18 protein-coding genes are annotated in these 20,404 nt (G+C 56.2%); 5 read left to right on the forward strand and 13 right to left on the reverse strand.

Annotation, left to right across the window (positions count from 1 at the left end; all coding sequences use genetic code 11):
* The first annotated feature begins 37 nt into the window (after positions 1-37).
* Positions 38-232, forward strand: a complete 195-nt coding sequence (locus tag ACR0AU_RS21025) for a YqaE/Pmp3 family membrane protein (RefSeq protein ID WP_209251525.1) — start codon at positions 38-40, stop codon at positions 230-232.
* 411 nt (positions 233-643) lie between these two features.
* Entirely contained in the window at positions 644-1,609 is a 966-nt protein-coding gene (locus tag ACR0AU_RS21030; protein WP_480796252.1) for a DUF4238 domain-containing protein, read from the forward strand.
* Positions 1,610-1,739: 130 nt separating this feature from the next.
* Here the strand turns inward: ACR0AU_RS21030 and ACR0AU_RS21035 are convergent, their stop codons facing one another.
* Positions 1,740-2,660 carry a heparin lyase I family protein gene (locus ACR0AU_RS21035; RefSeq protein ID WP_480796253.1) on the reverse strand — a complete coding sequence of 307 codons (921 nt, stop codon included), beginning with the start codon at positions 2,658-2,660 and terminating at the stop codon, positions 1,740-1,742.
* 352 nt (positions 2,661-3,012) lie between these two features.
* Between ACR0AU_RS21035 and ACR0AU_RS21040 the strand changes: the two genes are divergently transcribed.
* Positions 3,013-3,333: a hypothetical protein gene (locus ACR0AU_RS21040; protein ID WP_480796254.1), complete on the forward strand. Its 321-nt coding sequence runs from the start codon at positions 3,013-3,015 to the stop codon at positions 3,331-3,333.
* A 227-nt stretch (positions 3,334-3,560) separates the two neighbouring features.
* On the opposite strand, the gene ACR0AU_RS21045 is transcribed toward ACR0AU_RS21040, so the two are convergent.
* From ACR0AU_RS21045 to ACR0AU_RS21070, 6 genes are all read right to left on the reverse strand, one after another.
* Entirely contained in the window at positions 3,561-4,739 is a 1,179-nt protein-coding gene (locus ACR0AU_RS21045; RefSeq protein ID WP_170512747.1) for an acyl-CoA dehydrogenase family protein, read from the reverse strand.
* Between the two features lie 194 nt (positions 4,740-4,933).
* Positions 4,934-5,953 (reverse strand): AraC family transcriptional regulator, encoded by a 1,020-nt coding sequence (locus ACR0AU_RS21050; protein WP_170512745.1) that lies wholly within the window; start codon positions 5,951-5,953, stop codon positions 4,934-4,936.
* A gap of 128 nt (positions 5,954-6,081) precedes the next feature.
* Entirely contained in the window at positions 6,082-7,266 is a 1,185-nt protein-coding gene (locus ACR0AU_RS21055; RefSeq protein ID WP_170512743.1) for an acetyl-CoA C-acyltransferase, read from the reverse strand.
* Complete coding sequence (locus ACR0AU_RS21060) at positions 7,263-9,383, reverse strand: 3-hydroxyacyl-CoA dehydrogenase NAD-binding domain-containing protein (RefSeq protein WP_170512741.1); 2,121 nt, start codon at positions 9,381-9,383, stop codon at positions 7,263-7,265. The genes ACR0AU_RS21055 and ACR0AU_RS21060 overlap by 4 nt, the downstream gene beginning before the upstream one ends.
* An 11-nt stretch (positions 9,384-9,394) precedes the next feature.
* Positions 9,395-10,081 carry a dimethylsulfonioproprionate lyase family protein gene (locus ACR0AU_RS21065; protein WP_170512739.1) on the reverse strand — a complete coding sequence of 229 codons (687 nt, stop codon included), beginning with the start codon at positions 10,079-10,081 and terminating at the stop codon, positions 9,395-9,397.
* A complete protein-coding gene (locus ACR0AU_RS21070; RefSeq protein WP_170512737.1) occupies positions 10,078-11,682 on the reverse strand; it encodes a fatty acid--CoA ligase in 1,605 nt (534 codons plus the stop codon). Before ACR0AU_RS21070 ends, ACR0AU_RS21065 begins: the two co-directional genes overlap by 4 nt.
* Positions 11,683-11,917: 235 nt before the next feature.
* On the opposite strand from ACR0AU_RS21070, the gene ACR0AU_RS21075 reads away from it, so the two are divergent.
* Positions 11,918-12,841, forward strand: a complete 924-nt coding sequence (locus ACR0AU_RS21075) for a LysR substrate-binding domain-containing protein (protein ID WP_170512735.1) — start codon at positions 11,918-11,920, stop codon at positions 12,839-12,841.
* Positions 12,842-12,874: 33 nt separating this feature from the next.
* Here the strand turns inward: ACR0AU_RS21075 and ACR0AU_RS21080 are convergent, their stop codons facing one another.
* The 4 genes from ACR0AU_RS21080 to ACR0AU_RS21095 all read right to left on the reverse strand — a co-directional run bounded on the left by ACR0AU_RS21080 (position 12,875) and on the right by ACR0AU_RS21095 (position 18,688).
* On the reverse strand, positions 12,875-13,933 hold the full coding sequence (locus ACR0AU_RS21080) for an ATP-binding cassette domain-containing protein (protein ID WP_170512733.1): 1,059 nt from the start codon (positions 13,931-13,933) through the stop codon (positions 12,875-12,877).
* Between the two features lie 12 nt (positions 13,934-13,945).
* Complete coding sequence (locus ACR0AU_RS21085; protein ID WP_170512731.1) at positions 13,946-14,974, reverse strand: ABC transporter permease subunit; 1,029 nt, start codon at positions 14,972-14,974, stop codon at positions 13,946-13,948.
* A 67-nt stretch (positions 14,975-15,041) separates the two neighbouring features.
* Positions 15,042-16,013, reverse strand: a complete 972-nt coding sequence (locus ACR0AU_RS21090) for an ABC transporter substrate-binding protein (protein ID WP_170512729.1) — start codon at positions 16,011-16,013, stop codon at positions 15,042-15,044.
* Between the two features lie 704 nt (positions 16,014-16,717).
* Positions 16,718-18,688, reverse strand: coding sequence for a BTAD domain-containing putative transcriptional regulator (locus ACR0AU_RS21095; protein WP_480796256.1), 1,971 nt, complete (start codon positions 18,686-18,688; stop codon positions 16,718-16,720).
* A gap of 140 nt (positions 18,689-18,828) precedes the next feature.
* Between ACR0AU_RS21095 and ACR0AU_RS21100 the strand changes: the two genes are divergently transcribed.
* Complete coding sequence (locus tag ACR0AU_RS21100; protein ID WP_217354367.1) at positions 18,829-19,053, forward strand: hypothetical protein; 225 nt, start codon at positions 18,829-18,831, stop codon at positions 19,051-19,053.
* A 579-nt stretch (positions 19,054-19,632) separates the two neighbouring features.
* Here ACR0AU_RS21100 and ACR0AU_RS21105 read toward each other — a convergent pair.
* The gene (locus ACR0AU_RS21105; RefSeq protein WP_170425344.1) at positions 19,633-19,926 is read right to left on the reverse strand and encodes a hypothetical protein; all 294 of its coding nucleotides are present in this window, start codon (positions 19,924-19,926) and stop codon (positions 19,633-19,635) included.
* 224 nt (positions 19,927-20,150) lie between these two features.
* A partial coding sequence (locus ACR0AU_RS21110; RefSeq protein WP_480796255.1) for a hypothetical protein occupies positions 20,151-20,404 on the reverse strand: 254 nt, incomplete at its 5' end.

The raw sequence follows: 20,404 nt of genomic DNA on the forward strand, positions 1-20,404 counted from the left end.
AGAACATAACGGTCTAACTATCAGAAGGTCATTTAAGATGAGATTGATACTCGCGATTTTGCTTCCGTTTGTGGTGTTCTTTACGATCAGACGCCCTTTTCAGGGCTTTTTCTGCCTACTCCTGCAACTGACGCTGATTGGCTGGATACCAGCGGCAATTTGGGCCGTGTATTCGCTCAGCCAGTACAATACAGACAAGAAGATCAAAGCCGCGACTAAGGATAGGGCATAGAAATGGATGAGATCGAGCTGAAACGGCTAAAGGCAGAAATCACTGCGTATTCCCAGAGGACTGCCGCGTGGTTCCCAATAAGGCTGCCGCCCATTCCTATTAAGAACGCCCATCACACCAAATGATGTTTGAAGAGGCGGGAACTGCGGAGACATCAACTATCGCAGCGGTTCCCGCCTCTGCCGCCAACCTATCCAATCTCAATGATTGAAGCTGTTCAATCATTTGATGGTTGATATCTGACAGGGAGGCCACCAAGCAGACTTTCGCTGCGATTGCAGCTAAGGGCATCAGGAACGGCAACTTCGTTCATCAAGGCTGCTATTAACGGCGAGCAATCTTTGGTGTTGCCACGTGAATCTAGGATTATCTATGCTCGCTGCAAGTTACTCACATTACAGAGATTTAGTCATGAGCAGCCCTGTCAAGCATCATTACCTCCCAAAGTTTTACCTCAAACGTTGGGCGGGAGAGGATGGGGAGGTGTTTCGTTTCAGTCGTCCTCACGTTGATAAACTGGTAGGAGAATCGGCTTCACCCAAAGGAACTGGTTATGAACCACATTTGTATTCCATGAGAATGCTCGAAGGGCCGCCTAACCCTGTGATGGAAGAAGGTTTTATGAAGCTTTTGGATGATGAAGCGGCCAAGGCAATTAAATTGCTCGATCAGAGGCTGCCAGAATCAAAGTGGGATCCTCGGTATAGAAGAGCATGGTCGCGGTTCATATGGTCACTGTTGATCAGGACGCCGTCCGAAATAAAACAACTCAAGTCGTCAATCACAGAACCGAGTGAAAAAATCACTCCCGGCTTGAAAGAAGCATATGAAAAAATTCGCCCAGAAGGTGCGCCGGACAACGTTGATAAACACTTAGCTAACCTTGATCCGCACGAGGTAGACCGGATAATTCGGTACCTGCCTCAGTTCATAGATAATCCGCGTATTGGTGTGTTCATCGATAATATGCGCTGGAAAGTGCTCGATTTCGAGGATAGTAGTGTCCCGCTGTTAACTTCGGATAGCCCAGTATGGGTGAACCCGGCGTTTGCAAAACCTGATCCAGCCATTGTGATGCCCATAGGCCCTACCAGCCTTTTTGTGGCAACCCAACACATTCAAACAATGAGGCACATCGAGGCGCAGAGTAGTCCTAGGCTTGCCAAAGCAATGAACAAAGCAAGTGTTCAGCATGCAGTCAGTTTCGTCTTCGGAAAGCACAGCACCATAGACGGTAAAATAAAAGCCTTTGTGCAGAAGCACTTCGCCACGCATCGGCAATCCACACCCATGGAACGCATTGCCGCAAAATACGGGCATGAAATAGTAGCAGAAGACAGCCCGCTCAGATCGCTCAACAATGAACTGGAAGACTAAGGTTTCCTTTTAACGGAAGCGGACCAATGCCATGGCAGAAACTCTAACCGATGCCAACGTCCGCAAAGGGCTCATTCCCGCTAGTCAAAACGATCCGAAGAGAACGGCGGCCAAGAGCCCAAAGTGCTCGTTAGTCGACAGGTTGAACGCCAACCGCTTCATGGATGCGAATATCGACTTGTTCGCGGAAATTCCCGATTCGGAACTCATCAAAATAGAGAACTTGCGTGGGTAACTCGACGCCCCAGTCGTGTGCAAATGGTGTGCCGGTCCAGCTGGAGCTGCTCGAGTTTGGGTCCCTCCAGCGACTGATATTGACCGGCTTGGTGGCATTATTTTTGAGCCAACGACTGATATAGGCTTGGTAAATCCCATGCCGCATGTGCAGTTTGTTCCCAGCTGCGCCATACTCGTTTCGAAAGAAATTGTATGACTTTTGGCAACGTAGTTCGCCGTTTAACCATATCTGAAAGGAAGGGTTAGTGGGTTGTGCACTGTAGTCAGCATATATCACAAAATCGGTCCAACGTCCGCGTAGACTGTTCAACGTTGCGACAGTGCATTTGGTTCGATCATCATAAAAGTGGACTACAGCCGGGCCGCGCAGATTCAGATGCCAAAGCGGGTTGAAGCCAGGAATTTTTGCTTGCAGCACGTTAACTGACACTGGATCGAGCTGCGGAAAATCGGTTGGCACGTACAAGGAAAACCCATACCAGGCTGATGTCCCGACTTTCTGGAATCTACCACGGGGGTTTTCTTCGCGCTCGACACGCTGTCGGTCTTCAATGCAATCGAGTTCTTTGTTGTTTACGTATGCACAATCGTTATGCCGCATCTCGAAGCGGTCTGAGCGGTTGCCACGCCGCACTCTCTCGTTTGTGACGCGGTGACCATGCGGCGCCTTCAATCTTCCTATGTTGTTGGTAACAAATGACGACTTTATGAACGCGCGCCCGACTTCCGCGCTTTCATTCTCGCCGGTGGTTGTTTGGCAGGCCGCTACAAATGCCGAAACGAATATCGCGAAAATCACAATGCGCCCATACATAAGACTATTCTCAGAGATTTGTTAAAACCCTATCGACAGTAACAGATCACGGCGAATTCTCAAAATACGAGCGGCAGCATCCCAGCATGCAACCCCTTGCAATACTGACCTAGTTTTGGTGAAGGCAGCTTCGTCCACGTCTCGATGGTCAGACCAGCTTGCAACAAAAAGGCGGTCTGGGTTTGGGCGAATCCGCAGCATTCGTATTAACGTTTCGGTGATCTGGACTGCGATACAACGAGAGGCTCGCTGCGCCTGCCAACGAATGCTGCATCAGCAATTTCTGCAGTTGTGCAAGTCCGGTTTGTCCGCGTCACCGCCATCTGAGTACCACTCAGAGAATGTCCGGTCAGTGCGCTTCGCAACCCGCTGCACGAGCAAAGGACTGAAGCGTGATGAACGGCAGCAATGGGCTCTGAACGCCCAACCAAACATTGCGACAGCAATAGCCAGCAGTTCTGACGCACGATCCCAGCAGGATTGTGCGCACAGTCGAATGAGAATCTGGTGCACGGTGCTTTGGGATTTTGCAATCACACCGCTTGTCGCAGAAATCAACCGGGGCGCTCAGATTATGGACGCCGAAACGGATGAAAAAAAGAAGCTAGTGGGTTCGTCTATCGTGAACAATGCTGTGACGAAAGTCATTGAGAAGGGGGTCGATTCAGGCTGAGTGCAGAATAGGGCGGTAAGGATTTTACTCCGGATTGGCAGTATAGTGATCCTTCGCTGCACATCGCACGAACTCACCAAACGCGGACGAAGGATAAATTCGCTGCGTTTGCACCAAGGTCTGCAATGTTCGAGTAACCGGCCGCAAATGTGCGGCCGGTCTTTCGATTTTACCGATCCTTGAGGGTTTTTTCAGTTCGGTTCCGCTTCTCCGGCAGGTTGGGACGTTCAGCTGGTCTCACCAAATCCTAATGGTACTGGCAGATCAGGCAAGGCTGCAGCACGTTTTTGCAAGGCCCGTCCGATAACCACGCGGCTGATTTCCGTCGTCCCGTCCACGATCCGCAGCATTTGCGCGAGGCGGGACAAACGGTCCAGACCATAAGGCTGCAACAGCCCCATACCGCCCAACACTTGCGTACAGGTGTTCGCAGCCTTCACCGCTGCATCTGGAACAAACCGTTTGGCATGGGCGGCCATCAGAGGGCCTTCGGGTGTGCCAAGGGATTCTGCCGCCTTTCGATAAAGCAGCTTGGAGGCTTCAAGATCGGTTGCAACCTCGCCCAGCATCCACTGGATTCCGTCCAGATCGAGGTTCTGGCCGCCAAACATCTTGCGGTTCCTGGAATAGGACAGAGCCGTATCCAAGGCAGCTTGCATCAATCCACAGCATCCTGACGCAATCGACACACGGGCGATATCGATCGCCATGAGCGAGCCTTGCAAGCCCTGACCGATCGGCAGGATGATGTTGTCTTCGCTCACCACCACCTTGTCCATGTACATCTCGGCCAGAGGCAGGAAGTTGTAGGATGGGGTATCGTAGAGCGGACCAAAGCTGAGGCCCGGGGTGTCGGCCGGGATGGCGATCATCGCCATATCCTTGTGGCCGGGTGCATCACTGGTTTTGACCACGGTGAAATAGATATCAGCCTCGGTCGCCAAGCTGACCCATGCCTTCGCACCGCTGATCGTCCAAGTGCCGTCATCATTGATCACGGCCCGCGAATACATGTTTGTTGCGTCCGACCCCGATTGCGGTTCGGTCAGTGCAAAGTTCGCCAGCTTGCGGCCCGAGGTCAGATCCCGCGCCCATTTTTCCTTGAAGGTATCTGTGCCATAGCCGCAGCCCGCGAAGGTACAGATATTATGCATCGACAGGGCAAAGGCATAAGCGCCGTCCCCCAGCCCCAGTTGTTCATAGACCTGAATGCCCTCTGCCAGCGGCAAGCCCTGCCCGCCAAACTCTTCGGGGGCATAGAGCCCCGTCAGGCCAGCGGCCCCGGCCTTGTCCGAGGCCTCGCGCGGCCATGTCTTTGCGGCGTTCCAGGCGTCCACATTGGGCAGGATGACCTGCTCGGCGTGGTCGCGTGCGGCTTGGAGTATGGTGGCGAGTTTGTCTGACATTGGTCGGTCCTTTTGTGAGCGGCTCCTTTCACATGACGCCACACTTCAGCACCTGCTGAGCAGGCAGCGGGTCAAGCTTCTAGAGGAGAACTAGGTGAGAACGCTTTGTATTGCGCAAGATTTAGCAGGAGAGACTTCTTCGCTCTATCTCGCGTGGTGACAGGGTATTGTCCAAAAGTGACAAAAAGCGCGTCTCAGATATTCGTCTTGCGGTACGAACTGGGGGTGCTGCCGGTCCAGCGTTGAAAGGCCCGGTGGAAATTGGCAGCCGAGGAAAAGCCGACATCATGTGCGATGGCCTCAACGCTTTTGCGCCCCGCCTGCAGGTCGCGGATCGCGATGTCGCGCCGCAGGGCATCCTTTATGGCCTGAAACGACGTCCCATCCGCCTGCAGCCTGCGGATCAGGGTGCGCGGGGTCATGTGCATCGCGGATGCAGTCCGAGTCAGGGTCGCCGCCTCCCAACCCGTTTGACCCAGATATGTGCGCACCCGCAGCGATTGTGTGTGTTCACGCGAAGAGGTGAAGATCCAGTCCCGGGGCGCGTTTTGCAAAAACCGATCAAGATCAGATGTGCTGCGCGCCTGCACACGGCCCAGTGCATTCGGATCGAACGAGATCGCGGTGGCGGGCTGGCCAAACTGAAAGGGTGCGGGAAAGATGATCGCGTAATCCTGATCAAACGCTGGGCGATCAAATGCGAAATCGACGCCTCTGACCGGCACCTCGTGCCCGGCCAGCCAGGACATAAGCCCATGCGCCAGCTTAAGGATCAGCATATGCCCAAAGCGCTGAACCGGCACATCGCCTTGTGGTTTCAGGGTAAGCACCAACGCACCTTCAGCGTCATCCAGATCAAACTGATAATCATCCAACAGCAAGTTCCAGAAGGTCGAAAACCGGTAGAGTGCAGATGCAAGAGACGTGGCCTCTCTGACAGTCGTCAGAAGGTGTTGTAGGGCCCTTGGCCGGACGGGTCTGCTCCAAAGCCCCATCATCTCATCACCGGTCTCAACTGCGGCAAGTTGATAGAGGCAAACGATCTGATCCAGCGTGACGCGACCATTCGGCGAGCGCGTATCCGCGTTCAGACCGGACCGGCTAAGCAGCGCCGCCATCTGCGCCTCTGGGCACAGGGCACGCAGCGCCGCCAGCCAGTCATCGACAAACTGGCTGGAAACCGTGGAAAGGATCGTTGGCGTGACATTGGTCATAACGCCTCAGGAGGTATCACCAATTCCGGTCGACATGAAACGCAGGCTTGCAGATGGTGGCTTTCGCAGATGACTGAATGTCAATGTCTCAACCAGATAACGCTCTGCTTGAACTCATTTCAGCAGGGTCAGGCGACTTCGAACAACGCTGCGGCCCCCATGCCTCCGCCAACACACATGGACGTAATCACGTATTTTACGCCACGGCGCCTCCCCTCAAGCAGAGCATGCCCGACTTGCCGCGCGCCCGTCATGCCATAGGGATGGCCGATCGAGATGGCACCGCCGTTCACATTATAGATTTCGGGATTGATCCCAAGATGGTCGCGGCAATAGAGAACCTGGCAGGCAAAGGCTTCGTTAAGCTCCCAAAGGCCGATGTCGCTCGTGCGGAGACCTGCCGTCTTCAGCAGCTTTGGAATGGCATAGATCGGGCCGACTCCCATCTCTTCCGGTGCGTTTCCAGCAACTGCCATACCGCGATAGACACCTAGCGGTGTCAGGCCCTGCTGCTCAGCCATTTTGCGGTCCATGAGCACACAAGCCGAGGCCCCGTCAGAAAGCTGGCTTGCGTTTCCGGCAGTGATCAGGCCTCCTTCGACGACCGGGTTCAATGCCCCGAGTGTTTCGGCCCTCGTGCCCGGCCGGTTGCCTTCGTCTTTTGACAAGGTCACCTCTTCCAGGGTTTCCTCTCCGGTTTCGCGGTTCTTGACGCGTTTGATCGCAGTGATCGCGACAATCTCGTCGTCAAAAACGCCAGTGGCCTGAGCCTGGGCCGTCCGGGCTTGCGACAGGGCGGCGTATTCATCCTGCGCTTCGCGGCTGATCCCATAGGTCCGCGCCACATTTTCCGCCGTCATCAGCATCGGCATGTAGGCATGCTCAGATCGGGCGATAACGTTTGGATCTTTCTCATCGCCAGCCCAATTCAGATAGGCATTCTGCAGGGCGGAAATATTCTCCTGCCCGCCAGCCACGGCGACGTTCTGACCATCCACGATGATCTGCTTTGCAGCCGTCGCTATGGCCATCAACCCGGAGGAGCATTGCCTGTCGATCGTCTGTCCTGCCACCGTATTGGGAAGGCCCGCAGCCAGCGTCGACAAACGAGCGACATTCATGCCTGCGGTTCCCGCAGTCAGGACCGATCCGATGACGACATCTTCGATCAAACCGGGGTCCACGCCTGCACGTTCAACCGCGTGCTGAATGGCGTGCCCCATCATGGTAGGGGATTTGATGTTGTTCAGCGCACCTTTGAAGGCCACCCCAATAGGGGTTCGTGCGGTTGAGACGATAACGGCTTCTCTCATGATTTTTCCTTTTTGGCATCAAAATGCGCGGCAAGTGTCACGCCCGAGGTTGCGAGTTCTTCCAACAAAGGCGCAGGCGTGAACCACATCTCACCATAGGCGCCAAGCGACTGCCGATAGTGGTTCATGCGTTCCAGAATCTGGCTTAACCCAATCTCGTCGGCATAGTGCATTGGGCCGCCGCGCCAGTTCGGAAAGCCATAGCCATTAGTCCAGATCAGGTCGCAATCACCCGGGCGCGTTGCAATGCCCTCTTCAAGGATGAGAAAGCCCTCGTTGATCAGGGGAAACAGACACCGTTCAAGGGTTTCCTGATCGTCAATGTCCCTGCGCTTCACACCATGCAGGTCCGCCAAATGGGCACTGATTTGAACTATCTCAGGGTCTTCGACCCGTGTCCGCCCCTCGTAGACATAGCTTCCTCGCCCGGTTTTCTGACCCAGTCGGCCCAGTTCAAACAACCTGTCCTGCACAGCCTGGTATGTCGGGTCATGCGCGATTTCACTACGCCGCTCCTGACGCACGCGGGCGCCCACATCGACTCCCGCCAGATCTGCCATCGCATGAATGCCCATGGCCATGCCGAAGCCTTCAAGGACGTCATCCACCTGTTTCGGCGTCGCCCCCTCTAGAAGCAGACGGGATCCTTCGCGGAAGTATGGTTCCAGCATCCGGTTTCCAACAAAGCCGTAGCACACGCCAACCGTTACAGGGAGCTTTCGGATCTTCTTTGCTACCGTGATTGCCGTTGCAATGACGTCCGCAGCGGTCTTGGCGCCCCGCACCACCTCTAGCAAGCGCATGATGTTCGCCGGGCTGAAGAAATGGAGACCAATCACATCCTCCGGGCGTGACGTGACTGCGGCGATTTCATCAAGATCCAACGTCGATGTGTTTGAGGTCAGTATCGCGCCAGGTTTGGCGTGCTGGTCCAACGCTTCGAAAATCTGGCGTTTGACATTCATGCTCTCAAACGCCGCTTCAATGATCAGGTCGGCCTCTGTAAGGTCGCCGTAGTTGAGCGTTCCTGTGGCGTTGGCGGCGATTGCCTCTGCCCGATCGGCACTGAGCCGGCCTTTTTGGGCCGCGCGTTGGAAATGCTCCCTGACCTGATCCAGCCCCTGTTCCAGCGCAGTTTGTGTGGTTTCCAGAAGCGTGACCGGATACCCCGCCTGCAGAAAGGCGATGGCAATGCCGCGCCCCATTGTTCCTGCGCCGATCACGGCGACCGATGAAATGTCACGTGGTCGGTCAGCACGAGTAACGCCCGGAACCTTGGTGCATTCACGCTCTGCAAAGAACAGATGCCGCCCGGCGCGCGATTGAGGTGTGTCTAGCAGTTCGGCAAAACCTGCCTTCTCTTGTGCCAACCCCTCGACCAGCGGCAATTCGCACGCGGCCTCGATGGATACCAAGCATCGTTCAGGGGCGACGAGGTTTTTGGACTTTGGTACTATCTGGTCTCGGAATCGCGTCAGAAAACCCTTTGGATCAGGGTGTGTGACGGTCATATCCGCGCAACTGCGTTTCGGATCGCCCTCATGGCTGACACGGGTGGCGAAACCCAAAACATGCGCGCGAAAATCCTGGTTGTTTTCAAACAGTGCGTCGACCAACCCGCAAGACAGGGCATATTCGCCTTTCACGGGATCACCCGAAAGGATCATTTGCGTTGCCGCTTCCAGCCCGGCAGTCCGTGGCAGCCTTTGGGTGCCCCCGGCGCCTGGCAGCAGCCCCAGCTTGATCTCGGGCAGCCCCATCAATGCATCCGGCGTGGCGACACGGTAATCACAGGCAAGCGCGATCTCCAGCGCACCACCCATAGCGGGGCCTGCAATCGCGGCGATAATGGGTTTTTTGCTGGTTTCAATCGTTACACACAGGTCTGGCAGGTCCGGTTTGTCCCAAACTGCCCCGGTTCGGAACTCGACGATGTCAGCGCCGCCGCAAAAGAGCGGCAGAGCCGAGCATAGAACGATAGCTTGGACCTGTTCATCGGCGTCCAACTCGTGGATGGCCGAGGAAAGCGCCTGCCGCATCTTCAGGCCAAGGGCGTTCACCGGTGGGGCATTCAGCTCAATGAAAGCGACACCCTCAGTGTGTTTAATGGAAATCATGTTCGGAAACCTCAATTGGACTGTTTGGCAAGATCCTGTTCGACCTCTGCCCAGTCGTCGAAATGGATTACATTGCAGGGTGAATGCACGTTCTCGAGCCAGACAAAGACCGAGATGAACGGTTGATCATAGACCCGGGTGGCGTGGGGATCGCCCGCCGCATTCCAGATAAGTGATCCAGCCGGATAATCCTGCCAATCGCGAGTGCCAAACCGCCAACCCGATTTTTCGGACAGGTTCAGATAAAGCTCTGGCGCGTCGTGGTTGTGGTCGCGATACAGCGTCCGTGGACCCAGCATGAAAATGCCAAGGTTGAAATCGGGATGGTGATGTCCACATGCGTCTGGCCCAATCAGCAGAGTATGTAGGTTACACTTTGTGTATCCCTCGCCCAATTCGGCACCAGGGGGATAGAATTGGGCGTTGTCTTCGCGCCAGATCAGATCATCCTTCGCCGCTTTCAGACAACCTGCGATTTCCTGCAATTCGGGGGCGACAACCCCGTCGATGGCGTTCTTCAGAACCTCATCATGCCGGGTTCCTTGGGAGGGTAAGTCAATGAGCCTCTCGTCAGACAGGTCCATGGTTGCCAGCTTGTCCAACGTCAGATCGACGCCGGGCGTGACGGCTCTATGAGCCTGCAGATAGGTGACAATGGACCCGATAAGCGCCTGAATACGGTGTTGTTTGTCTGTCATGATTTTAAGTCCGAGCGCGTTGAAATATCTTGCCGCACGAGTTTCTTGTCGAGCTTGCCGACGCTGGTTTTAGGAAGGCGGTCGACAAAGATTAATTCGTCCGGAACTGCCCATTTTGATATCTCACCTGCGTCGACACGCGACTGGATTTCTTCCACAACGCTCTGGCGTACAAGATCCGGGTCGGCATCCTTTGCGACTTGAGCGACTAACACTGGCCGTTCGCCCCACTTCGCGTGCGGCAGTCCGATCGCGGCGACGTCCTCGATACCACCACAAGACGATGCTATGTTTTCCAGTGCCAGTGATGAAATCCACTCGCCGCCGGTCTTGATCACGTCCTTGAGGCGGTCAGTGATTTGCAACGACCCATTCTCGCGGATACACCCAACATCCCCGGTATGCAGATACCCACCATCCCAAAGTTCATCTGAGGCTTGCGCGTTGTCCAGATAGCCTTGTGTCAACCAGGGAGCCCGAGCAACAACTTCGCCGGTTGTTTCGCCGTCATGCGGGACGTTTTTCATATCCGGTGTCACAACACGAAGGTCGACAAGCGGGCCGGGAAAGCCGGTTTGCGCCTGCACCCCTGGATCATTGCTGGACAAATCGGTCACCGTCAGAAACGGACAGGTCTCGGACATCCCATAGGCCGCATGCAATGATATGCCCGCCGCCGCCGCCCGGTCCTGCAGATTGCGCGGCATAGCGGCCCCGCCAATGATGACCTTCCATTGGCTTAGGTCAGTTTGCGGGCAGCCCGGATGGTCGAGCACCATTGACAGAACCGTGGGCACGCAGTGGGAAAAGGTGACGTTTTCGTCTGCAATCAATCGCAAGATTGTGTCAGGGTCATATCGACCGGGATAGACCTGACGCAGCCCCAGCATCGTTGCGGCATATGGAAATCCCCAGCCGTGGACGTGAAACAAGGGCGTCAGCGGCATGTAAACGTCGCCGCGATGAAATCCGGCATTTCCGGGCCACGCACCGAAGCCGGCAATCAGGCCCAACGTGTGAAGGACCAACTGCCGGTGTGAATAGCTCACCCCCTTGGGATTGCCGGTGGTCCCGGTTGTGTAAAACAAGGTTGCCGTTTGGTTTTCATCGAAGTCTGGGAAGTCAAAGCTGCCTGGGGCCTTACCTATCCACTCTTCATACCCTTCACCGTCTCCAATCGGTACAACGATGATGTCCCGATCAAAGCCCGATTTGATACCCTCAATGAGCGGCATGAAATCGCGATGCACGATGATCAGGTCCGGTTTGCCGTGGTTGATCGTATATAGTACTTGCGCAGGAGACAGCCGCACGTTGATCGTGAAAAGGGTTGCGCCCATCATCGGGACCGCAAAAAAACATTCAAGATAGCGGTGCGTATCCCAATCCATGACACCGACGCGCATGCCCTCATGTATCCCGCTGGCCTTTAGAGAATTGGCAAGTTGGCGCACGCGTTTGCCCAACTCCGCGTAGCTCAGCCGCATTTCGGTGCCGCTGACGATCTCTTGGCTGGCTGACGAGAGCTGGGATCCGGCCAGCAAGTGTTTGATCAGCAACGGATAGCCATATGCATTTGGCGATGGTGAAAGTGGTGGCATGACGGTGGAATCCCATAACATTTCTATCTGCTAATCTGGCATTTCTCACCCAGTCGAAGAATTGAAAGAAATTTCCTTTCATCAAGAAATTCTAACCGATAACATCGCACCGCGAATTGCGTGCTACCCCCTGACAGGTTATGAAAAACAGTATCAAAACCCTGCTAAATTCGCGCCGGTCGTCGGATAACTCTGCTTGAGGGTAAGCGATTGATTTCATCGAGGAGATGCTGCAATGACCACCCACATGCCCACGCTGGTTTCACTGCGCGCTTTTGAGGCGGTGGCGCGTCACAAAAGTTTCCGAAAGGCCGCGGACGAGATTTGTGTGACGCATGCGGCAGTCAGCCACCAAGTCAAAGCACTGGAAACATCAATCGGCGTTAAACTACTGGAACGCACAAGCCGTTCGGTCGAGCTAACACCGGCTGGCGAGCAGTATTACCCGCCAGTACGCGAACACATTCAGGGAATCATCAAAGCCACACGGCGCATCCAGACACCTGAAGAACCGGACGTGTTGCTCGTTCAGTCCTACGCAAGTTTCAATACAATGTGGTTACAGCCCAGATTGGCTGAATTTCTTCAGGATAATCCAGACACACGCGTGCGCATAGTCTCTACCTTTGAAGACGGTGATTATGACATGCACCGGTTCGATGTGGGCGTGTTCAATGCACCACCATTTGACAAACGTTTTGACTATAGCCCGTTGTTCGAAACCGATATCTACCCGGTATGTGCTCCGGAGGCCTTGAAAACGGCAAGCGGTGGAATGCCGCTGGAAGAGCTAAAAAATTTCCTGTTGCTGAGTGTCCCAAACACATGGAATGAGCCGGATGACTGGGACTGCTGGTTGGATGCGGCGGGCTTAGATCGCGAAACGATGAAATTTGGCTCTGTTTTCGACAATTACCCGCTTGTCCGTGAGGCTGTTCTAAATAATCACGGTATCAGCGTCGCAAGGGCACCGTTTTGCGCGCGTGATCTTGAGAGGGGGCGTCTGGTTAGACCCTTCGACATTTCAGTACCCGAGCCAGGCCGCTGGTATTTGGCGACGCAAAAAGAGCGTGCACCCAACCCCAAGCTCGATACATTTATCGACTGGCTGTTCGAACAGATCGAGGCCGACCCAACCATGCGGCTATTTCGGGCCTGATCTGTTGAATTCCAGCTCTGCCGTCAGCGCGCGTCAGGACTGACGCGCACCGGCCTCGGATGCGACGCGAGGGACAAGAGCGCGCACCAGTTCGGTCATATCCAGTGTGCCGACCGTCTGCCCCCCATCTTTGACAAGATAGGCGTGTGACGTATCCCCGCCGGACCGCGCGATCATGCTTTCGAGCGTGTCGTTCACGTCCACTTCGCCATGGGCTTCTCTTGGCACGTTGCCGCCGACAAGCGGGGTCATGATCGAGCGGACCCGCAGAACCCGTGCGCGGTTGATGTCACTCACGAAGTCTTCGATGTAAGGATCGTTGGGGTTCAGCAGGATATGCTGCGGCTCACCCTGCTGCACGACAAAGCCGTCCTTCAGGATCACAAGGTGATCGGCCAGCTTCAACGCCTCATCTAGATCGTGAGTGATGAAGATGATGGTCTTGTGCAGCTCTTTTTGCAGCTCGAGCAGCAGGTCCTGCATGTCGGTTCGGATCAGTGGGTCAAGAGCCGAGAAAGCCTCGTCCATCAGCATGATCGGTGTGTTCGCGGTCAGCGCCCGGGCAATGCCCACACGCTGTTGCATCCCACCGGACAATTGCGCTGGATAATGGTTCTCGAACCCGCTCAGACCCACGCGATCCAGCCACTTGGCGGCTTCCTTATCGCAATCAGCCTCAGACTCGCCACGTACCGACAAGGGCATGCCTGCGTTCTTCAGCACGGTCTTGTGCGGCAAAAGTGCGAATTTCTGGAACACCATCGACATCGTTTCCTGACGGGCATGGCGCAGCCCGTCCTCTGAAAGGCCCATCACGTCCTCACCCTGCACGATGATCTCGCCTGCAGTGGGTTCGATCAACCGGTTCAGGTGGCGGATCAGCGTGGATTTTCCCGAACCCGACAGGCCCATGACCACTGTGATTTCGCCGGCCTGCATATCGACGTTGATGTTGTTGAGGCCCAGAACATGTTTGTGCTGCGCTAGCAGCTCTTCCTTGCCCATGCCACGCTGGACATGGTGCAACACGTCCTTGTCGCTGGAACCGAAGATCTTGTAGAGCCCGCGCAGGCTGACCATTGGTTGTGTCATCGAACCGGCTCCTTAATGCTTGACTTGGGTTTTATCGACCCGTGTGAGAGCCGCTTTGGACACGCGATCAAGGATCACGGCCAGCAGCACGATGCCGATGCCAGCGACGATGCCCACACCCAGTTCAAGGTTTCGGATTCCGCGCAACACGTTCACGCCAAGGCCTGGGGCCGAAACAAGAGAGGCGATCACGACCATGGCAAGGCTCATCATGATGGTCTGGTTGATCCCGGCCATGATGTTCGGCAGCGCCAGCGGCAATTGTACTCGCATCAATTTCTGGCGGTCATTCATGCCAAAGGCATTGGCCGCCTCGATCACGTCCCGATCCACGAGCCGAATGCCCAAATCTGTCAGGCGGATCACTGGAACAATCGCGTAAAGGATGATCGCAATCCCGTAGAGTTTGGACTCCGTGACCGAGAACAAGAAAATCAGAGGGATCAGGTACACGAAGGTCGGCAGCGTTTGCAGCAGGTCGAGTAACGGAACGACGCTTTTTTGCAACCGGTCGGATTTCGACATGGCAATTCCAATGGGCACACCGAACAGCACCGATATTGTCGTACATACAAAGATGATCGACAGGGTCTGCATCGCCACATCGTAGTGGTCTACGACGGCCAGTAGCATAATCGAGACGGCGACGAAGATCGTCACAGGACGCGAACGCGACGCGTACCAGGAAATCGCCACCAGAAGCGGAACCATGATGAACCACGGCGTCGCTTCAAACAGCCAAAGTGCGCCATCCAGCATCCAGCTCAATGGTTGTGTGATCGGGTCTAGAACAGTTTTCAGGACCGGTTTGGCTGCCAGAAACCCTTCTTCGATCCCGTTGGTTACATCGCGCGACTGCCATATGCGGTTGCAGCTTTCATGCAGATTATCAAACGAGGGAATTGGAATGAGCGACCCAGAGGCCTCTTCTCCTCCTGCTTGCGCCGCAAGCTCCGCCAGCGAAAGAGGCGCTTTATCGTCTGACGTGCCACACCATTCGCTCAAACCCAATACGCTAAATAACTTGTCATAGAAGGCCATTATCTACACTTTCCGATCTTCTTCAGTACGTTAGGGGCATCACTGAGGATGCCCCTTTCCGTGCAGATTACTGCAGCAATGCGGAAAGTTTGTCGCGCGCAGCATTGTTAAGCCACGCCCCCCAGACATCCTTGTAGGTCGTCAGAAAGTGCACCGCACCTTCATCGTAGGAGGCATTGTTGTCCTCGACCCATGCCAGCGTTTCGCCCATCTGTGCGTTGGTGAAGGACAGATTTGTCATCAGCTCAGACACTGCTGCGTTTTCGGCCATGAATTCCTTGGAGAGAACTGTAACCACTTCGCTGCGAGGGAAGGCGCTCATTGCTGGCGTCCCGCATTCCGCTGTGATGTTGCAGGCATGCTTTTCAGGGTCATGGGGGCCCATATCGACCAGAGTCATCGGGTATTTACCCAGTACTGAAGTCGGCGCCCAATAAAAGCCGAACCATGGCTCTTTGTTTTCGTAGGCGGCAGCGATCGAAGCGGCAAGGGTTTCGCCTGATCCATGCACGAAGTTTTCAATGCCTGCATCAATCAGCCCGCCTGCCTTCATCAGGTTGGTGCTGACATTCAGACAAGTCCATCCCTCGGGGCAGTTGTGAAATCGATTTCCGACGAGTTCGGGGTTGGCTGCGATGCCTTCAATTGTTGCCAGTTCCGGATGCTCCTCCACAAGGTAGTTCGGAACAAAGAACCCTTCGACACCGCCATCTGATAGAACTTCGGTCACAGGAATGATCGCACCTGAGTCAACCAGCCCTTGGTAAGCCGGCGCGCCGTTTGTCCAGATTTCAGTCAGAATATCGGGCTCTCCGGTCTCGGATACGGATGCCAGCGCGGGGTTGCTCGAGAGCGGCATTGCGGTGACGTCGCACCCGTAACCTTGCTCCATCAGGAACTTCGCAACCGCTGTGACGATCTGCGCAGACCCCCAGTCGCCTTGCATGATAGATACTTCGCCGCATTCGTCCGCTTGGGCCGCCGAGGCGGTAATTGCCGCAGCAAATACACACCCGAGTCCCGTTGAAATCTTGAACATTTCTTTCCTCCTTGTTGTCGGCGAAACAGGGACGGAGAAACGCTCCAAGCCAAAATTCGCCTTGTTTGTAGCAATGATTTGTACCGACAGGCCTATGAGCAAAGAACTGAAAAGAATTTTGAATCATGTACAATTGTTTACAGGTGGAGAGATGAAGCCAGGTTCGAATTTAATGACCTTCGCTCCAACGATAGCATCTCAGATGTGTATCCCTAGGTGGCATATGCGTGTGAATTTTTGACTCTTTTCAAAAGACGGCAGGAAGAGTGATCACACCCGAGGACGTCCGCTCCATGTTCATCACGCCCATTCGAGCTAGCTGCAGCATCGGTAGATTTGGGCTCGGAACAGACCTTCGCGCTTTTTTAACGGGCGGCCGTTATGTGGCGCTAAGCCGCCCATTAAACTTTGCAAAGTCCGCTATCTGCGCATTGCCGTCGTTAGCGCGGGCTACAGCACCCGGTAACTTTGGGCTCCGAGCCGCTGTTGCTCCCTTGACAATTGAGCGACCGCTTCCGACCACCGAGCGTCCGGGTGCAACACCATTACACTGAAAGGGTGGACTCATCCGCCTACTGGAAGCGGCGGCTTTCGGTTCGCGGTTGAGGCTCGCCCTGCCGCGACGCCGCAAGTCGGCTGTGAGCGCGGGCCAGCCACTCGAGGCCTGCGATCGAACGGCTGCTTTTCCGCACATTGCTCTTTTGTCAGTCGAGACCAGCTTTGCTAAGACATTCCTCAAGATGCTCCCGCGCAGTGGCATCGGCGTATGGCAGCAGTCTGGGGTCGGTCCATTTGCTGAGGGTGGTCTTTGGGTCCATGATCCGAAGTCGAGCCAGTGCTTCCTGTGCATTCGCCATGTCGCCCAAGCCAGCGTGTGCGGCCGCAAGCAACATCCAAGTGATCCGCGTCTCCGATCCGCGCAATCGTGCGCCTGTTGCGATCGCCTGGGCGTAGAGGCGCGCATCAAACTGGACCTGCTGATACTGCATCAGATACCAGCTCGGATGGTGCGGCTGGAGACGCATCGCCTTTTCCGTCGCGCGAAGTCCAGCCTCCGGCTCTCCCGCGAGCCCGAGGTAGTAGCCATAGTCGCAAACGAGATCCGCGTCGTTCGGATTGAGCTCGATCGCCCGCTCGAACCAGTCAAGGCCGTCGCGGTGGCGCCCAGCATAGATTTCGCAGGCTCCCATCACCCAGACGGCCCAAGGTTCGTAGGGGTCGGTGGTAACAGCGTCGCGGGCGACTTTGACGGCGCGCAAGATGTCGGCTTCTGGGTCCGCGCTCCACCCTTCGGAGGCGTCCAGAAGGTAAGTCCACGCGAGCTTTGCCCGGGCCTTCGTGAACCCTGGGTCGAGATCCACTGCCCGGACCAGGAGGTTCCGACCAAGCGCCACTCCCTCTGGCGACCAGTTGTCATCGATCGCATCCTGTGCCCGGGAGAAGCACTCATAGGCAGCCATGTCGGCTGGTTGGGTCGATTGTCTGGAACGCTGCCAGGCCCTGCGCAACTGCCCGCCATAGCCAGATGCCAGCCGCGCGGCGATCGTCTCACTCAATTCGTCCTGAAGCGCCAGAACATCTTCGAGATCGCGGTCGAGACGGTCGGTCCAGGCCACGCGGCCTGTCGGTCCGTCGACTAGCTGCGCAACGACCCGAACACGTTTGCCGGCATGCTGGACGCTTCCAGTGAGCGCGAAGGCAACTCCGAGGCGGGCACATATCTGCGAAACGCTGTCCTCACGATCACGATACTCGAAGGCCGAACGGCTTCCGATCACATGCAGGTCGTGAAAGCGCGAGAGCTCTCCGGTAATCATGTCGGTCAGGCTATCGCTCAGATGTTGATTGCCGGGTTCCTCCGAAAGCGCATCAAAGGGCAGAACGATGATCGAGGGTTTCTCCTGTAACGGGGACATCTGGACACCGTCTCGCCGAGGCGAGGCCTTGACGCCTTCGGCGGGCTCAGAGCGGATCGTTTCCAGAAGCGCCATCGTTCGCTGGTCCGGCCCAACGCCAAACTCCGCCGCCAAATTCGCTCGGCAACGCTCGAAATACCGGATCGCCGCCGACCGGTCGCCGTCGAGCCACGCGGCCTGCATGAGAATGCGGAACCCGGCTTCGTTCGCCTGGTCGGCGGAGAGGACTGCTTCGGCGAACTGCCGAGCCTCATAGAGATCGCCACGCGCTTCGAGGATTCCCATGCGCCCAGACATGGCACCGAGGTAAAGATCCAGCGCCCATTGCCGCTCGGTCGTGAGCCAACGCTGGAACTCTGCACCCGGGAGGTCGACGCCCTGCAGCAGTTCGGCGTAGGGTCGGGCAGCGAGTTCACGCCCGGCGGATGGGGCGTCGAACAAGGCGAGCTCCTCCAGGTCCGTCACTACGGCCTCCGGTTCCAGAGCGACGTCGCTCGTCGTAATGCGGAACGGAAGATCCATCGTGGGCTCGAACGCCCGCCGGAGATCGGAGAGCAACTTGCGGAGGCTGTTCCGCCCCTGTTCTTCGCCCCGATCCTCCCAGAGCAGGTCGCGCAGGCGCTGACGCGGCAGCGGTCGACCTTGGGCCCGCACCAGGGCTAAGACGAGCGCCTGCATCCGATGCGACGCCATTTCTACTGGGCTTCCACCCAGCGCGGCTAGCTGAAAGCGACCCATGAGCTTCAGGCTGTAACGCATCACTCTTGTGAACCTCCCGTGACCGAAACGCCAAAGTATTATCACGTTTTTCACGCGTCGGTAACGCCCGCCTCCCGGACCCCCGCAACAATTCTTACACCCGGATCGCCCCAATCACCGCTCGAAAAGAGGACCGCACCATGCGCGATGTCTACAACCGCCCCAACTGGACGCCCAACAAGGCAAGCATGCTCATCGATGCCTTCGGCGCTGTCGCTCGAACCCAAGCAGAAGTGGCGCGTAGGTCCCATACGCCCGTCCGACGAAAGGAGCCGGTTGCCGCTGCTCCCATCCTGCCCAAGCATCTACGGCGGCTCGGACCGGTCGCGCTATGCGCGATGGCTCTGCTCTGGCTCGTCTTTTGAGGGCAACGCGGCTCGCGTGGTCGCCACTTGAAACAAGGAGAAGGCCGAACGACGCGATGCTTCCCAAGCCCATCAAATCGCAATAGCGAGGCGTCCAGGAGGAATCCGGGCGGCCGGCGAATTGGACGTCAGGGTGCAAAGGGCATCGGGCGTGGTCACGGGCGATCTCCGCGTATCCTCGTTCGAGCAAAGACTGCGGTGCAGCTTTGGTCAGTCAACGCTGCCGCCAACAACCTTCATTCGAGAGGTGGCGGCTTCGTCCGCAACACGGTCCTATTCTGTCAAATTCTCGCTGCGGCATGCACGAATGGCGGATAATCTCGCCGCGCTGCAGAGGCGGATTTCGCGATGTTGCGGCGACGATTTCTCTGCGAGTGCGCGCAGCGAGAATTCAACACTTCCGCTATGGGCTCAGAGCGGCCTTTTATGATGTGGACCCTGAACGACAGAGAACAGTAGAGCTGCAGTTATTCGCCGTTGCTGACAAAACCGGTGCAACCTGGCTCCCCTGATGTGTTGACCACCCCAAACAAAGAAAAGCCGCCCTGGGGCGGCTTTTTCACTGGCGATGCGTGGCACTCAGTTCTTGCCAGAGGCCCGGCGCATTCGACGGATACACCTGCTCATGATCTTGGTGCGCTCGGCTCGCAGATCCTTCAGAGCTTGCTCTTTCCGCTCGATCCGAACGTGCAGCTTAGCAAGACGGACTAACTCCCTCTTTTCCGCGAACCGAAGCCATGCAGCCCGAAGCCCGAAAACACTGTCGGGCGACGGCTTGATGACTTTCTCAGGGGGCGGGTTGTTATGCCCCATCATCGACGCAATCTGTGCAGTTGAAGGCACTGCACAGTGGTTTTGATTTGTTGCCAACATCATTCGCCTCCTGCAACAGATGTACCAGACGATGGACGGACGGCCTGGACGACACATTGTTCCAATCCAGCAATCTCAGCATTCCCGGCAACGCATTTCACAACCGCCAACCGCCACTGAGTAGTGAGGCGCTTTTCTGTATGTGCTTTCGTCGCGTACCAAGTCCCTGCGACTGCGGCGAACAAGATCAGAGTGCGAACAATCATCTATCATGTCCTCCGTGGTTAAAGGCTGTGACCATCATCTTCATGGACGTGGGCGGCCTGTTCGCGGGTATGGGCAATCTCATGCACCACGGCGGCAATCTTGCTGGATGAAACTTGGTGCAGCTCACCGACAACGGCCTCGGCGCGCTCGTAGCTGTCCGGAACGCCTTGGCTGTTGAACTGGGCAGCAGCGGTGGAAACATCCGCGTCTTTCCAAGTCGCCGTTGTGCCAACTGAAACGCTGTCATGATCGTTGTAGCGGGCCAGGAACT

Source organism: Ruegeria sp. CG1, from assembly GCF_056537265.1.